This window comes from Pseudomonas oryzihabitans (assembly GCF_032027545.1).
In the GTDB taxonomy this organism is placed as follows: domain Bacteria; phylum Pseudomonadota; class Gammaproteobacteria; order Pseudomonadales; family Pseudomonadaceae; genus Chryseomonas; species Chryseomonas oryzihabitans_F.
The window spans coordinates 74,089-88,731 of record NZ_JAVSJB010000008.1 but is presented as its reverse complement, the minus strand read 5'-3'; the positions used below and the strand labels follow the sequence as shown (position 1 = coordinate 88,731).

The 14,643-nt window shown below is 66.9% G+C and carries 13 protein-coding genes and 1 pseudogene; 10 read left to right on the top strand and 4 right to left on the bottom strand.

Going from position 1 to position 14,643, the window contains the following annotated elements; all coding sequences use genetic code 11:
* Nucleotides 1-14 precede the first annotated feature (14 nt).
* A complete protein-coding gene (locus RND78_RS15350; RefSeq protein WP_312729965.1) occupies nucleotides 15-500 on the top strand; it encodes a flavin reductase family protein in 486 nt (161 codons plus the stop codon).
* A gap of 173 nt (nucleotides 501-673) precedes the next feature.
* Complete coding sequence (locus tag RND78_RS15345; protein ID WP_312729963.1) at nucleotides 674-1,429, top strand: GntR family transcriptional regulator; 756 nt, start codon at nucleotides 674-676, stop codon at nucleotides 1,427-1,429.
* Between the two features lie 156 nt (nucleotides 1,430-1,585).
* Here the strand turns inward: RND78_RS15345 and RND78_RS15340 are convergent, their stop codons facing one another.
* Entirely contained in the window at nucleotides 1,586-1,873 is a 288-nt protein-coding gene (locus tag RND78_RS15340) for a DUF1330 domain-containing protein (protein WP_312729961.1), read from the bottom strand.
* Between the two features lie 79 nt (nucleotides 1,874-1,952).
* On the opposite strand from RND78_RS15340, the gene ribBA reads away from it, so the two are divergent.
* From ribBA to RND78_RS15310, 6 genes are all read left to right on the top strand, one after another.
* Nucleotides 1,953-3,062, top strand: a complete 1,110-nt coding sequence (ribBA, locus tag RND78_RS15335) for a bifunctional 3,4-dihydroxy-2-butanone-4-phosphate synthase/GTP cyclohydrolase II (RefSeq protein ID WP_312729959.1) — start codon at nucleotides 1,953-1,955, stop codon at nucleotides 3,060-3,062.
* A 192-nt stretch (nucleotides 3,063-3,254) separates the two neighbouring features.
* Nucleotides 3,255-4,277, top strand: a complete 1,023-nt coding sequence (locus RND78_RS15330; protein WP_059229654.1) for an ABC transporter substrate-binding protein — start codon at nucleotides 3,255-3,257, stop codon at nucleotides 4,275-4,277.
* Between the two features lies 1 nt (nucleotide 4,278).
* Nucleotides 4,279-5,205: an ABC transporter permease gene (locus RND78_RS15325; protein WP_312729957.1), complete on the top strand. Its 927-nt coding sequence runs from the start codon at nucleotides 4,279-4,281 to the stop codon at nucleotides 5,203-5,205.
* A gap of 4 nt (nucleotides 5,206-5,209) precedes the next feature.
* Nucleotides 5,210-6,019, top strand: coding sequence for an ABC transporter permease (locus RND78_RS15320; protein ID WP_312729955.1), 810 nt, complete (start codon nucleotides 5,210-5,212; stop codon nucleotides 6,017-6,019).
* A 16-nt stretch (nucleotides 6,020-6,035) separates the two neighbouring features.
* Entirely contained in the window at nucleotides 6,036-7,178 is a 1,143-nt protein-coding gene (locus RND78_RS15315) for an ABC transporter ATP-binding protein (RefSeq protein ID WP_312729953.1), read from the top strand.
* Between the two features lie 310 nt (nucleotides 7,179-7,488).
* Nucleotides 7,489-8,418, top strand: coding sequence for a glycine betaine ABC transporter substrate-binding protein (locus RND78_RS15310; RefSeq protein WP_312729951.1), 930 nt, complete (start codon nucleotides 7,489-7,491; stop codon nucleotides 8,416-8,418).
* A gap of 60 nt (nucleotides 8,419-8,478) precedes the next feature.
* On the opposite strand, the gene RND78_RS28295 is transcribed toward RND78_RS15310, so the two are convergent.
* From RND78_RS28295 to RND78_RS15300, 3 genes and pseudogenes are all read right to left on the bottom strand, one after another.
* A complete protein-coding gene (locus tag RND78_RS28295) occupies nucleotides 8,479-9,342 on the bottom strand; it encodes a methyl-accepting chemotaxis protein (protein ID WP_409457059.1) in 864 nt (287 codons plus the stop codon).
* A pseudogene (locus tag RND78_RS28290) lies at nucleotides 9,334-10,407 on the bottom strand (methyl-accepting chemotaxis protein); the annotation flags it as partial. The pseudogene RND78_RS28290 and the gene RND78_RS28295, both read right to left, overlap by 9 nt.
* A 160-nt stretch (nucleotides 10,408-10,567) precedes the next feature.
* Complete coding sequence (locus RND78_RS15300) at nucleotides 10,568-11,491, bottom strand: LysR family transcriptional regulator (protein WP_312729949.1); 924 nt, start codon at nucleotides 11,489-11,491, stop codon at nucleotides 10,568-10,570.
* Between the two features lie 367 nt (nucleotides 11,492-11,858).
* On the opposite strand from RND78_RS15300, the gene RND78_RS15295 reads away from it, so the two are divergent.
* On the top strand, nucleotides 11,859-13,022 hold the full coding sequence (locus tag RND78_RS15295; RefSeq protein ID WP_312729947.1) for an isovaleryl-CoA dehydrogenase: 1,164 nt from the start codon (nucleotides 11,859-11,861) through the stop codon (nucleotides 13,020-13,022).
* A gap of 10 nt (nucleotides 13,023-13,032) precedes the next feature.
* Nucleotides 13,033-14,640 carry a carboxyl transferase domain-containing protein gene (locus tag RND78_RS15290; protein WP_312729945.1) on the top strand — a complete coding sequence of 536 codons (1,608 nt, stop codon included), beginning with the start codon at nucleotides 13,033-13,035 and terminating at the stop codon, nucleotides 14,638-14,640.
* Nucleotides 14,641-14,643 lie beyond the last annotated feature (3 nt).

Here is a 14,643-nt window from a genome sequence, read left to right as displayed (position 1 = left end):
TGAGGTTGGCAGTCATGATCGATCCCGCAGTCTACAAGCAGGTAATGGGCGCCTTTCCCTCCGGCGTCACCGTGGTCACCACCCTGGATGCCGAGGGCAACCTGGCCGGCCTGACCGCCAGCGCCTTCAGCGCCCTGTCGCTCGACCCGGCGCTGGTGCTGTTCTGCCCCAACTACAGCTCCGCCACCTATCCCTTGCTGCGTGATGGCAAGGGCTTCGCCATCCACCTGCTGGGTGCCGAACAGCAAAGCATCGCCTACGCCTTCGCCAGCAAGGGCAAGGACAAGACCCAAGGCATCGAATGGACGCGCAGCGCCCTGGGCAATCCGCTGCTGGCCAATGCCACCGCGGTGATCGAGTGCGAGCTGTGGCGCGAGTACGACGGCGGCGACCACGCCATCATCGTCGGCGCGGTGAAAAATCTGATCGTGCCGGAACAGGAGGTCGTTCCTATGCTCTATCACAGGGGACGCATGGGGGCCGCACCGGTGCATGCCTGAGGCCGGCACGCTACCGCCGGGCTTATGAGCGCCAAGGGGGCGTGCTAGAATTCAGCCCTTTCGGACAGGCATGAGCCGGGCGGTGACAGCGGCCCGCGGTCGCCCCGGCGCGGCCGATTCCACGACCCGCCCCCTCGTCCATCGCCTGTAGAACCGATCCGCCAGGGAGCCCCATGAGACGCGCGCAACTCGACGACAGCTTCAAGATCACCCGCAGCCCCGTCACCCTTCGCGAGATGGTGTGCAACCGCCTGCGCCAGGCGATCCTGAACTTCCAGTTGTTGCCGGGCGACCGCCTGGTGGAGCGCGATCTCTGCGACCGCCTGGGCGTCAGCCGCACCTCGGTACGCGAGGCATTGCGCCATCTCGAATCCGAGGGCCTGGTGGAGTTCGCCGATGCCCGCGGACCGCGGGTGGCCATCATTACCCTGGAGGACGCCTGCGACCTCTATGAGCTGCGCTGCGTGCTGGAAGGCATGATCGTGCAGCTGTTCACCCTGCGTGCCGGCGCCAAGGAAATCGATGCCCTGGAGCGCGCCCTGGCGGAAAACCGCGAGGCCCTGGAAGGCGCCGAGCTGCCGGAGGTGATCGAGAGCGTCCAGCGCTTCTACGACGTGCTGATGGAGGGCTGCGGCAATCGCGTCGCCGCCACCCAGTTGCGCCAGTTGCAGGCACGGGTCAGCTATCTGCGCGCGACCTCGGTATCCCAGGCCAATCGCCGCCAGGCGAGCAATGCCGAGATGGAACGCATCGTCGCGGCGATCCGCAGCGGTGACGCCCTGGCCGCCCACCAGGCCTCGGTCGACCATGTGCGTTCGGCGGCCAAGGTGGCCCTCAACTATCTCCAGCGCCAGCCGGCGCACGAGGGCGAAGTCGCCCGCGAACTCTTCGTGCCCCGAGTGCAGGACGAGCCGCGCATCGAGCGCTAAGAGCCTGTTCAACGTCTCGCGAGCTAGAGACAAACGAGGCCTAGGCGGCCCCGCGAAAAATAGCTGAGGACGCGGACCGGGCTCGCGAACGAGTTTACGAATGGTAAATGAGCATTGCGACGGGCCGCCCGTGGCCGCAACCCCGCCTGGCCACCGTCACAGTCCTTCGACGATGAAGATCTCCGCCCGCGCCGCCGTCTGGCGATGGCCGCAGGCCTCCTGGTATTCGGCCGAACGATAGCAAGCCAGCGCCTGTTCGTAGGAATCGAATTCGATCACCACGCGGCGGGTCGCCCAGCCGTCGCCTTCCAGTTGCTCGGCCCGGCCACCCCGGGCGAGGAAGCGACCGCCATAGCGGGCGAAAGCCGCAGGCGCACGTTCGGTGTAGCCCCGATAGGCCTCGGGATCGGTCACGTCGACCTGGGCGATCCAATAACCTTTCATGAAATCTCACCTCTTTCGCTGCGATTTGTCTCATGGTATACCAGATTACAAAGCAATCCAGCCTATCCATGAGGTTACCGTGGCCATCCACCCCATCGAAGCGATCATCGAGGATTTCCGTGCCGGCAAGATGGTCATCCTGGTCGACGACGAAGACCGCGAGAACGAAGGTGACATCCTGCTGGCCGCCGACGCCTGCACCCCCGCGGCAATCAGCTTCATGGCCCGGGAAGCCCGTGGCCTGATCTGCCTGACCCTCACCGAGGAGCGCTGCCGCCGGCTCAACCTGATGCAGATGGTCAGCGACAACGGTACCGTGCATGGCACCGCCTTCACCGTCTCCATCGAGGCGGCCACCGGGGTCACCACCGGCATATCGGCCGCTGACCGGGCACGCACCATCGAGGCCGCGGTGGCGCCGGACGCCAGCCCTCGCGACCTGGTCCAGCCCGGCCACATCTTTCCCCTGCGCGCCCGCGACGGTGGCGTGCTGACCCGAGCCGGCCACACCGAGGCCGGTTGCGACCTGGCCCGCCTGGCCGGGCGCGATCCATCCGCGGTGATCGTCGAGGTGATGAACGATGACGGCAGCATGGCGCGGCGCCCGGACCTGGAGCGCTTCGGCGAGCGCCACGGCATCAAGCTCGGCACCATCGCCGACCTCATCCACTATCGCCTGCGTCACGAGCACACCGTGGTCCGCATCGGCGAAAGCGAACTGCCTACGGTGCATGGCACCTTCCGCCTGCTGACCTACGAGGATCGCATCGAGGGTGGCGTCCACCTGGCCATGGTGATGGGCGACCTCGACCGCGAGACACCCACCCTGGTGCGCGTCCACGCCCTGGACCCCTTGCGCGACCTGGTCGGGGCCGAATACAGCGGTCCGCCAAGCTGGACCCTGTGGGCCGCCCTGCAACGCGTCGCCGAGGAAGGCCACGGGATCGTCGTGGTACTGGCCAACCACGAATCCTCCCAAGCATTGCTGGCCCGGGTGCCCTCGCTGACCCAGCCCAAGCGGTTGTTCGAGCGCTCGCAATCGCGGATCTATGCCGAGGTGGGAACAGGGGCCCAGATCCTGCAGGACCTTGGCGTGAGCCGCATTCGTCACCTTGGTCTGCCACTGCGCTACGCGGGCCTGACCGGCTACGAGCTGGAAATCGTCGAGACCCTGCCCTTCTCCGGCTGATGGCAAAACGTCATGCAGGAAGGCTTGCAAAAGGTTTGGAATACCATAATATCAAATTACGCCGAGACCTGAATCAGACGGGTCCGATAGAACAAGTCCAAGGCTTCCCTTTTTCTGGCCCCTGGCCGCACTGCTCTTAGAACGGACGAGGCCTCTTGGCCGCGTCGATCCAATAACAGAGAGGGCATCAAGATGTTGCTGAAGCGCAAAGTCGTATCCGTGGTCGTCGCCGGCCTGCTCGCCACTCTGGGCGTCCAGGCCCAGGCGGAAAGTCTCAACTTCACCAGCTGGGGCGGCACCACCCAGGACGCCCAGAAGAAAGCCTGGGCCGAGCCCTTCACCCAGCAGACCGGCATCCAGGTGGTGCAGGACGGCCCCACCGACTACGGCAAGCTGCAGGCCATGGTGCAGAGCGGCAATGTCCAGTGGGACGTGGTCGACGTGGAGGCGGACTTCGCCCTGCGCGCCGCCCAGCAAGGGCTGCTCGAACCCCTGGACTTCAAGACCATCGATCGTGCCAAGATCGATCCGCGCTTCGTCAACGATCACGCCGTGGGTTCCTTCTTCTTCTCCTTCGTGCTCGGCTACAACCAGGGCAAGCTGGGCAGCAAGCAGCCCCAGGACTGGTCGGCGCTGTTCGACACCACCACCTACCCCGGCAAGCGCGCCCTCTACAAGTGGCCGAGCCCCGGCGTGCTGGAGCTGGCGCTGCTGGCCGACGGCGTACCCAAGGACAAGCTCTACCCGCTGGACCTGGACCGCGCCTTCAAGAAGCTCGACACCATCAAGAAGGACATCGTCTGGTGGGGTGGTGGCGCCCAGTCCCAGCAGTTGCTCGCCTCCGGTGAAGCGACCCTGGGCCAGTTCTGGAACGGCCGGGTCTATGCCCTGCAGCAGGACGGCGCACCGGTCGGCGTGAGCTGGAAGCAGAACCTGGTCATGGCCGACATGCTGGTGGTGCCCAAGGGCGCCAAGAACAAGGACGCGGCGATGAAGTTTCTCGCCGAAGCGAGCGGCGCCAAGGGCCAGGCGGATTTCGCCAACCTCACCGCCTACGCCCCGGTCAATGTCGACAGCGTCGCCAAGCTGACGCCCGACCTGGCCAAGAACCTGCCCACGGCCTATGCCAGCGAGCAGGTGACCCTGGACTTCGCCTACTGGGCCCAGCACGGCAGCGAGATCGCCAGCCGCTGGAACGAATGGCTGGTGAAATGACATGTCCGCCTCGAGCTCCAGCCGGGCGGTGCTCGGCACCGCCACGGATCCCAAGCGCGGGGTGAGCGACTCGGCGCGCAACCGGGGAGAGAGGGCCGTACGCTGGAAGGGGGCGAGTCATCTCGTCCCTGCCCTGCTGTTCCTCGGCCTGTTCTTCCTGATCCCGCTGATCGGCCTGCTGCTGCGGGGCTTTCTCGAACCCACGCCGGGGCTGGGCAACTACCAGACCCTGTTCGCCAACGGCGCCTACGCCCAGGTGTTGCTCAACACCTTCGGCGTCGCCGCCTTGGTGACCCTGTTCAGTGTGCTGATCGGCTTTCCGCTGGCCTGGACCATCACCCTGATGCCGCGTGGCTGGGGTCGGCTGCTGTTCAACATCGTGCTGTTGTCGATGTGGACCAGCCTGCTCGCCCGTACCTATGCCTGGCTGGTGCTGTTGCAGGGCTCGGGAGTGGTGAACAAGCTGTTGCTGGCGGCCGGCCTGATCGACGAGCCCCTGGCACTGGTCAACAACCTCACCGGGGTGGTGATCGGCATGACCTACATCATGATCCCCTTCATCGTGCTGCCGCTGCAGGCCACGCTGCAGGCCATGGACCCCATGGTGCTGCAGGCGGGCGCCATCTGCGGCGCCAGTCCCTGGACCAACTTCCGCAAGGTGTTCCTGCCCATGTGCCGGTCGGGCCTGGGCTCGGGGGCGCTGATGGTGTTCGTCATGTCCCTCGGCTACTACGTCACCCCGGCGCTGCTGGGCGGGGCGCAGAACATGATGCTGCCGGAGTTCATCATCCAGCAGGTGCAATCCTTCCTGAACTGGGGACTGGCCAGCGCCGCCGCGGCCTTGCTGATCGTCATCGCCCTGGTGTTGTTCGCCCTCTATCTGCGCCTGCAGCCGGAATCCCCGGTCGACCCCCAGAACGCGAGGTGACCCCATGCTGCTGACTCCCAATGCCATCGGCTGGCGCCTGCGCGGCGGCCTGCTGCTGATCACCGGCGTCATCGCCGCGGTCCTGCTGCTGCCCATCGTCTTCATCGTGCTGTTGTCGTTCGGCTCCTCCCAGTGGCTGGTCTTCCCGCCGCCGGGCTGGACGCTGAAGTGGTACCAGCAGTTCTTCGCCAACCCGGAATGGATGCAGGCCGCCCTGGCCAGTCTCAAGGTGGCGCTGCTGACCACCCTGGTCTCGGTGGCCCTGGCGCTGCCCTGCGCCTTCGCCCTGGTGCGCGGCAGGTTTCCCGGCCGCAAGACGCTCTATGCGATCTTCACCCTGCCGATGATCGTGCCACTGGTGGTGATCGCCGTGGCCATCTATGCGCTGTTCCTGCGCCTGGGCTACACCGGCACCCTGCTCGCCTTCGTGGTCAGCCACGTGATCGTCGCCCTGCCCTTCGCGCTGATCGCCATCATCAACTCGCTCAAGCTGTTCGACCAGTCCATCGAAGATGCCGCGGTGATCTGTGGCGCCTCGCGCCTGCAGGCCATCTACCGGGTGACCCTGCCGGGCATCTGGCCAGGGGTGTTCGCCGGGGCGCTGTTCGCCTTCCTGGTGTCCTGGGACGAGGTGGTGCTGAGCGTGATGATGGCCAGCCCGAACCTGCAGACCCTGCCGGTGAAGATGTGGGCGACCCTGCGCCAGGACCTGACGCCGGTGATCGCCGTGGCCTCCACGGTACTGATCGGTCTTTCCCTGCTGGTGATGCTCGCCGCCGCCCTGCTGCGCCGCCGCCACCCCCAATCCCGCTGATACCCGGAGCCCTGCCATGAGCGCCGTCCTTCAGAACACCGCCGCCGCGGCCCCCCTGGTCCGCCTGCAGAATCTCAACAAGCACTATGGCGACTTCACCGCCGTGGACGACCTGTCGCTGGACATCCACGAGGGCGAATTCCTCACCTTCCTGGGCTCCAGTGGCTCGGGCAAGTCCACCACCCTGTCGATGCTGGCAGGCTTCGAGACGCCCAGCTCCGGCGCCATCAACGTGGCCGGTCGGTCGCTGCTGCGGGTGCCGCCGCACCAGCGCGACATCGGCATGGTGTTCCAGCGCTATTCGCTGTTCCCGCATCTCTCGGTGCGCGACAACATCGGCTTCCCGCTGGATATCCGCAAGCTGGGCACCGTCGAGCGCAACCAGAAGGTCGACGCCATGCTGCGTCTGGTCCAGCTGGAAGCCTTCGCCCATCGTCGCCCGGCGCAACTCTCCGGCGGTCAACAACAACGCGTCGCCATCGCTCGGGCGCTGGTCTACGAGCCGCGCATCCTGTTGATGGACGAACCCCTGGGCGCGCTAGACAAGAAGCTGCGCGAGGATCTCCAGGACGAACTGCGCCAGCTGCACCGCCGGCTGGGCATCACCATCGTCTACGTGACCCACGACCAGGAAGAGGCCCTGCGGCTGTCCCAGCGTATCGCCATCTTCAGCCATGGGCGCATCGTCGGCCTGGGCAGCGGCTACGACCTTTACCAGAATCCGCCGAACGCCTTCGTCGCGGCCTTCCTCGGCAACTCCAACTTCCTGCGCGTCACCGCCCGTGCCCAGGCCCATTGCGACTTCGAAGGTCAGGAACTGGCGATGCGGCCCACCGTGGGCGTCCGCCCGAACCAGCCGTTGCTGCTAATGCTGCGCCCGGAAAAGCTCCATCTGCTGACCACCGAGCAGGCGGCCACCGCGCCCAAGCCGGCGGGCTGGAACGAGATCTCCGCACGGGTCGGCGAGGCACTGTTCCTCGGCGAAAGCCAGAGCTGTACCCTGCAGACCGCGGGCGGCACCCAGCTGATGGTCAAGTCGCTGGCCCACGCCCAGGGCCTGCAGCCCGGCCAGGTGGTACGTCTGCGCTGGGCCGCCAGCGACGCCTGCGTCTACACCGAGTGGAACGACGCCGACCTGAGCAAGGCCTCCGCCCCCTGAGTCGCCCGGAGCGGCGCTCCACAGAGTTCCGTGCGCTTAGCCAGGCGCTTGCCGCCAGCGCCTGGCTGGAACGGCCCTAGCCCGGGCATCCGGCCGCACCGGTCGCGCCGCCCCAGCCGCCATTCATCGACCCCGCTTTGTATTCGCCAGGCCCCGGCAAAACAATCGCAGGGCGCAAGGCCGGGACTTCAGCGTCCCGACTTGCGCCCCGCTCGATACCCAAGCAGCACCACGACAACGTACGCCAGGGACGGTCGCTCGCGCGTCGAACGCATACCGGCCCCTGCGCTCAGGCCAAGGGGAAGAGGTCATGAACATGAGGAGAGGGCTAATCGCAGGGTTGTTGCTGGCGATGTCCGCCCAGGCAGCGGCGGCGGAGGACGCCAGCTGTCAGACCATCAGCTTCGCGGAAATCGGCTGGACGGATACCACGGTCATCACCAGCGTAGCGCGCTTCCTGCTGGAACGACTCGATTACCAGACCCGCGTCGATCGCCTGAGCGTGCCCGACACCTTCAAGCAGCTCGCCACCGGCGAACTGGACGTGCTCATGGGCAACTGGATGCCCAGCCAGAAGGCGGAGCTGGACCAGTACCGCGCCTCCGTCGACATCATCCGGGCCAATCTCGAAGGCGCCCGCTACACCCTGGCGGTGCCCCGCTACACCTATGAAGCGGGAGTCAAGACCGTGCAGGATCTCGCCGCGCGCGAGGAGGAATTCGACAAGGTCATCTATGGGGTAAAAAGCAGTTCGGGCTCGGCCAGGATCGCGCGGATGATCGCCGACAACGCCTATGGGCTCGGCCACTTCACCCTGGAAGAGAAGAGCGAGGCGGTGATGATCGCGACGGTGAAGAACCAGCTGGTGCTGAAGAAGCCGGTGGCCTTCCTCGCCTGGGAACCGCACCCGATGAACACCCAGCTCGAATTCGAATACCTGGCCGGCGCGGATCGCTACTTCGGCGCCAATTTCGGCAGCTCCACGGTGTACACCGTGGCCAATGCTTCCCTGCGCCGCCGCTGTGCCAACGTGGGCAGGTTGCTGGAAAACCTCAGCTTCACCGTCGCCATGGAAAACGAGCTGATGGACCAGGTGCTCAACCAGAACGTCAATCCGCGGCGCGCTGCCCGCGATTGGCTCAAGGACCATCCCGAGGTGCTAGCAGGCTGGATGAAGGGCGTGGACACCCGCGCCGGCGCACCTGGTCTGCCGGTGATCGAGAGCGACCTGAAGCGCTAGCGGCCCGGGCCGGATGGCTGGCGTCGGCGTCAGCCATCCGGCCGGCGCGAAGGTGCCGCCCTAGAGCCGGAAGCGCCGGATCCGCGCGCTCAACTCCCCGCCCAGGTGCCCCAGCTCGGTGCTCGCCGTGGTCAGCTCCTGGCTGGAATCGACGCTGGCCTGCGCCAATTCCTCGACGACATGGACGCTGCGCTCCACCTCGCCCGCGACCCGGCTCTGCTCTTCCGCCGCCGCCGCGATCTGCAGATTCATCGACTGCATGGTCGTCACCTGCTCGGCGATGAGCTGCAGGGCCTCGCCCGCCTGCTGGATCAGGATCACGGCCTGACCGGTCTGCGAGCGGCTCGCGTCCACCCGGGCCGCCGCCTGGCCGGCTCGGCCCAGCAGATCACTGACGATCCGCTCGATTTCGGTCACCGACTGCTGGGCGGTGCGAGCGAGGTTGCGCACCTCGTCGGCCACCACCGCGAAACCCCGCCCGGCCTCGCCCGCTCGCGCGGCCTCGATGGCGGCATTCAGGGCCAGCAGGTTGGTCTGCTCGGCCACCGCCTTGATCACCCCGGTGACCGTCCCGATGCGCTTGCTCTCGCTCAGCAGGGCATCCATTGCCGTGCCGGCCTCCAGCATCTCTTGGGCGAGGGCATCCACCGCTCGGATCGCCTGGCGCACCTGGGCATCGCCCTCGCTGGCCGCTCGTTCCACCTGCTGCGAGGTCCGTGAGGCCATCTCCGCATGGGCGGCAACCTCCTGGGCGCTGGCCGTCAACTCGACGATGGCGGTGGCCACCAGGCGGGTTTCCTGTCCCTGGCGCTCGACGCCTTCGCGGGTGCGCTCGGCGCTACCGGTAAGCCCCTGCGCCGCCCCCTGCAGCTGCGCGGTACCTTCCTGCACCTGGCCGACCAGCTCACGCAGGCCGGTGGTCATCTCGCTCATGCTCGCTTGCAGCTGGCCGAGTTCGTCCCGCCGCGCCACGCTCATGGCGACTGACAGGTCGCCGTCGGCGATGCGCCGGGCCTGCCACAGCGACGCCTGCAAGGGTTGGATCAGCTGGCGAGTGATGGTCCAGCCGGCGAGCAGGCCCGCCAGCAGCGCCAGGACGCTGATGCCGGCGAGTCGGCGATAGGCGTGCTGGCTGTCCCCCTCGCGCCGGGCGATGGTCTGGGTCGCCAATTGGCGCCCGGTCTCGAGAAGGTGGTCTTCCAGCAGGCGCAACGTGTCGGCGGCCTTGGCCGCTTCGCGATGGGCCGCCTGGAAGTCGCCGATGGATTGCTGGTAATGCAGCAGCGCCTCTTCGGCCTGACGCAGGCTGGGTGCATCGCGCGAGGACGCCGTCGCCAGGCGGCGTTGCAGCTCGGCGATGGTGGTGGCCATGTCGCCAGTCACCTTGGTTTCCTGAGCGGCATCGCCAGTGAGCAGATAGCTCTGCAGGCTGTATCTCACCTCGCGGAGTTTGCGATCCAGCAGGCCGATGGCGCGGAACTGGCCCAGGCGCTGGCCTGGATAGAGCTCCGCCGCATCGCCGCTGGCCAGGTTGCGCTCGATCTCGCCTACCGCCTGCAAGGCCTGGTCGGCGCGAGTGCCGAGCAGCGCCGCCGCCTGGGCCTGGCGCTCGTGGGCGTCCACCTGTTCGGCGAAGGTTTGGCCATAGGTACCCGCCAGCTCGCTCTGTTCGCCGAGCAGCCGCTCACTGGTCGGATCGAGGCCCAGGCGCTGCAAGGCCCCCTGCTGCTCGCGCAGGGTCGCCAACCGCGCCGTGACTTGCCCGGCAGTCGCCTCGCTCGCCTGGCGGGCGTAGTCCAGGCGCGCGATGCGCAGGTCCTTGGCGGCTGCCGTGAGTTCACCGATGGCGGCCAGGCGATCACCGCTGCGCACCAGCACGTCGATGGCGCTCCAGCCCGTCGCGGCGATGGCCAGGGTCAGCAGCAGCACGCTGCCGAAGCCCAGGGCCAACTTATGGGTCGTCTTCAGATCCTTGAACCAGGTGCGCATACGCATCTCCGTATCGAAGCGAGGCAACTCGGGGAAGATCAGGTTTCAATACCAATCATCCGGATTATGGTATACCAGAAGACACGCTAGTCGTGTTACTTCGTCCTTCGCTTCGTTACGTCTATCCGCTGTCGCGGTGAACGCTGGGCTCGAGGGCCACCTAACGCTCGCGCGCCTCGCCGCTGGCGGAACGGAGGAACTGCCGAAACGCCTGGGCACCAGGACTCAGGCGCTCTTCAGGACTCCAGATCAAGCCCAGTTCCATGGGCGGGATGGCATCGGCCACCGGACGGGCTTCCAGCTTGCGGCCTTCCAGGGACCAGCCGCGGTAGAGCATGTCGGAGAGGATGGTCACGCCGAAGCCATGGGCGACCAGGCCGCGTAGGGATTCCATGGAAGAGGTCTTGAATACCACGTTGGGCGCAAGGCCCGCCGCGCGCCAGTAGCGCAGGGTCGAGGTCTCGCCTTCGTCCACCGTGGCGAGGATGTAGGGATAGGGGGCGATGTCGGCCAGGGTCACGCGTTCCGGCGCCAGCAGCGGATGGGCGCTGGGCAACCAGAGCTGGCGCGGCGAGCGCATCAGCAGGTGGCGCTCGAAGGGCTGGGTGGCGTCGACGTTGGAGATGACGGTGAGGCCCAGTTCCAGGGTGCCGTCGTTGATGCCGGCTTCGATGCTGGGCCGGTCCATGTCGCGCAAATCGATGTCGATCTGCGGATAGCTGCGCTTGAAGCGGGCCAGGAGGGTCGGCAGGTAGTAGCCGAGCACCGCATAGGAGGCGCCGACCCGCGCCTGGCCGACCAGGGCGTGGCTCTGGAACAACGGCTGGCTGACGGCGTCCTGCAGGGTATCGAGGATGTGCCGGGCATGATGATAGAACTGGTGTCCCTCGGCCGTGAGCTTCACCCCGTGGGGCAGGCGCTCGAACAGCCGCACGGCGAGCGTCGCCTCCAGTTGGCTGACCGCCGTGGTGACCGCGGACTGGCTGACGTTGACCGCGCTGGCCGCCAGCGAGAACTGGCTGTTCTCGGCGGCGGCGACGAAATAGCGCAGTTGCCGCATCGAGATGTCCTGGTGCAGTGCCATCTGATTTTCCAATACCTGGATTCTATTTTTATCGTTTCACGATAGCGCATTTCCTCTCCTAGACTCAGAGGCACAGGCGCGCCGCCTCCCTCTCGCGGTCGCCATGACAAGAATAATGAACAGGAGGACGGACCATGCGCGCCCTGGCGCCCGCGTTCCGCACCCGCGCTCCATGCGCACCCTTGCCCTGCCGTCGGCCGCCCTGCCCGAAGGTTTTCCAGCGTCCGCCTGCGCGCCAGGCCCGCCCCTGGCCATCAGCGCTGCCCCGCCCTGTTTCTTTCAGCTCCGCGCCGTACCGGGTAGCCGCCCCGTGCGCGTCCGATCGGTTGACCGCTCTCACCCGACAATCCCGACAACAGGTGACCCCATGAGCTACCCGAGTCTCAACTTCGCCCTGGGCGAGACCCTCGATCTGCTGCGCGACCAGGTGCGCAACCTGGTCGCCCGCGAGGTGGCGCCCCGCGCCGGCGAGATCGATGCCAGCAACGCCTTCCCCATGGACCTCTGGCGCACCTTCGGTGACCTGGGGCTGCTCGGCATCACCGTGGACGAGGAATACGGCGGTTCCGGACTCGGCTACCTGGCCCATGCGGTGGCCATGGAGGAGATCAGCCGCGGCTCGGCCTCGGTGGCCCTGTCCTATGGCGCCCATTCCAATCTCTGCGTCAACCAGATCCACCGCAACGGCACCGCCGCGCAGAAGGCACGCTACCTGCCCCGGCTGGTCAGCGGCGAGCACATCGGCGCCCTGGCCATGAGCGAACCCAACGCCGGCTCGGACGTGGTCTCCATGAAGCTGCGCGCCGAACGCCGCGGCGATCGCTATGTGCTGAGCGGCAGCAAGACCTGGATCACCAACGGGCCCGATGCCCATACCTATGTCATCTACGCCAAGACCGAGCCGGAACAAGGCGCCCATGGCATCACTGCCTTCATCGTCGAGCGCGACTGGACCGGTTTCAGCCGCGGCAGCAAGTTCGACAAGCTGGGCATGCGCGGCTCCAACACCTGCGAGCTGTTCTTCGACGACGTGGAGGTGCCGGAGGAAAACGTGCTGGGCCAGGTCAACGGCGGGGTCAGGGTGCTGATGAGCGGCCTGGACTACGAGCGCGTGGTCCTCGCCGGCGGCCCGGTGGGCATCATGCAGGCCTGCCTGGACGTGGTGCTGCCCTATATCCACGACCGCCAGCAATTCGGCCAGAGCATCGGCGAATTCCAGCTGATCCAGGGCAAGGTCGCTGACCTCTACACCGGGCTGAATGCCAGCCGCGCCTACCTCTATGCCGTGGCCCAGGCCTGCGACCGCGGCGAGACCACCCGCAAGGACGCTGCCGGGGTGATTCTCTATACCGCCGAGAAGGCTACCCAGATGGCCCTGGAAGCCATCCAGATCCTGGGTGGCAACGGCTATATCAACGAATACCCCACCGGCCGCCTGCTGCGCGACGCCAAGCTCTACGAGATCGGCGCCGGCACCAGCGAGATTCGCCGGATGCTGATCGGCCGCGAGCTGTTCAACGAAACCCGGTGAGGAGCCTGCCATGACCGTGCTGACCTCCACGCTGAACCGGCGCACCCCGGACTACCAGCGCAACGCCGCCGCCATGGCCGCGCAACTGGCGCGGCTCGACCAACTGCTGGCGCGCATCCGCGAAGGCGGCGGGGCCAAGGCCCAGGCGCGTCATACCGCGCGTGGCAAGCTGCTGCCCCGCGAGCGCATCGATCTCTTGCTGGACCCGGGCTCGCCCTTCCTGGAGATCGGCGCCCTGGCCGCCCTCGACGTCTACGAGGAAGAGGTACCGGCCGCCGGGGTGGTGGCCGGCATCGGCCGCATCGAGGGCGTCGAGTGCATGATCATCGCCAACGACGCTACCGTGAAAGGCGGCTCCTACTATCCGCTCACGGTGAAGAAGCATCTGCGCGCCCAGGCCATCGCCCTGCAGAATCGGCTGCCCTGCCTCTACCTGGTGGACTCCGGCGGCGCCAACCTGCCGCGCCAGGAAGACGTCTTCCCCGATCGCGAGCACTTCGGGCGGATCTTCTTCAACCAGGCGACCATGAGCGCCCAGGGCATCCCGCAGATCGCCGTGGTCATGGGCTCCTGCACCGCCGGCGGCGCCTATGTGCCGGCCATGAGCGACGAGACCATCATGGTGCGCCAGCAGGCCACCATCTTTCTCGCTGGCCCGCCGCTGGTGAAGGCCGCCACCGGCGAGGTGGTCAGCGCCGAGGAACTGGGCGGCGCCGATGTCCACTGCCGTACCTCCGGCGTGGCCGACCACTATGCCGAAAACGATGCCCATGCCCTGGCCCTGGCGCGGCGCTGCATCGCCAACCTCAACTGGCGCAAGCTGGGCGAGCTGCAACTGAAGACGCCCAGCGCACCGCTGTACCCGGCCGAGGAGCTGCACGGCCTGGTCCCGGCCGATCCCAAGCAGCCGCTGGAGGTGCGCGAGGTGATCGCGCGACTGGTGGACGGCAGTGTCTTCGATGAATTCAAGGCGCAATTCGGGACCACCCTGGTCTGCGGCTTCGCCCATCTGCACGGCCATCCGGTGGCCATACTCGGCAACAACGGCATCCTCTTCGCCGAATCGGCGCAAAAAGGCGCGCACTTCATCGAACTGGCCTGCCAGAGACGCATCCCGCTGCTATTCCTGCAGAACATCACCGGCTTCATGGTCGGCAAGAAATACGAGGAAGGCGGCATCGCCAAGCACGGTGCCAAGCTGGTCACTGCGGTGGCCTGCGCCCGGGTACCCAAGTTCACCGTGATCATCGGCGGCAGCTTTGGCGCCGGCAACTACGGCATGTGCGGTCGCGCCTACGATCCACGCTTCCTGTGGATGTGGCCCAACGCGCGCATCGGCGTGATGGGTGCCGAGCAGGCGGCAGGGGTGCTGGTGCAGGTCAAGCGTGAGCAGGCCGAACGCGTTGGCCAGGCCTTCGACGACGAAGAGGCGGCGCGCATCAAGGCCCCCATCGTCGAGCAGTACGAGCGCCAGGCCCATGCCCATTACTCCAGCGCGCGGCTGTGGGACGACGGGGTGATCGACCCGGCCCAGACCCGCGAGGTCCTCGCCCTGGCCCTGTCGGCCAGTCTCAACGCCCCGCTCGAGCCGACGACCTTCGGCGTCTTCCGGATGTAGGCC

What these genes read in the sequence shown, in the direction of transcription:
- RND78_RS15350 (WP_312729965.1), top strand. Translation starts at nt 15, where the DNA reads ATGATCGATCCCGCAGTCTACAAGCAGGTAATGGGCGCCTTTCCCTCC.
- RND78_RS15345 (WP_312729963.1), top strand. Translation starts at nt 674, where the DNA reads ATGAGACGCGCGCAACTCGACGACAGCTTCAAGATCACCCGCAGCCCC.
- RND78_RS15340 (WP_312729961.1), bottom strand. Translation starts at nt 1,873, where the DNA reads ATGAAAGGTTATTGGATCGCCCAGGTCGACGTGACCGATCCCGAGGCC.
- RND78_RS15330 (WP_059229654.1), top strand. Translation starts at nt 3,255, where the DNA reads ATGTTGCTGAAGCGCAAAGTCGTATCCGTGGTCGTCGCCGGCCTGCTC.
- RND78_RS15325 (WP_312729957.1), top strand. Translation starts at nt 4,279, where the DNA reads ATGTCCGCCTCGAGCTCCAGCCGGGCGGTGCTCGGCACCGCCACGGAT.
- RND78_RS15320 (WP_312729955.1), top strand. Translation starts at nt 5,210, where the DNA reads ATGCTGCTGACTCCCAATGCCATCGGCTGGCGCCTGCGCGGCGGCCTG.
- RND78_RS15315 (WP_312729953.1), top strand. Translation starts at nt 6,036, where the DNA reads ATGAGCGCCGTCCTTCAGAACACCGCCGCCGCGGCCCCCCTGGTCCGC.
- RND78_RS15310 (WP_312729951.1), top strand. Translation starts at nt 7,489, where the DNA reads ATGAACATGAGGAGAGGGCTAATCGCAGGGTTGTTGCTGGCGATGTCC.
- RND78_RS28295 (WP_409457059.1), bottom strand. Translation starts at nt 9,342, where the DNA reads ATGACCACCGGCCTGCGTGAGCTGGTCGGCCAGGTGCAGGAAGGTACC.
- RND78_RS15300 (WP_312729949.1), bottom strand. Translation starts at nt 11,491, where the DNA reads ATGGCACTGCACCAGGACATCTCGATGCGGCAACTGCGCTATTTCGTC.
- RND78_RS15295 (WP_312729947.1), top strand. Translation starts at nt 11,859, where the DNA reads ATGAGCTACCCGAGTCTCAACTTCGCCCTGGGCGAGACCCTCGATCTG.
- RND78_RS15290 (WP_312729945.1), top strand. Translation starts at nt 13,033, where the DNA reads ATGACCGTGCTGACCTCCACGCTGAACCGGCGCACCCCGGACTACCAG.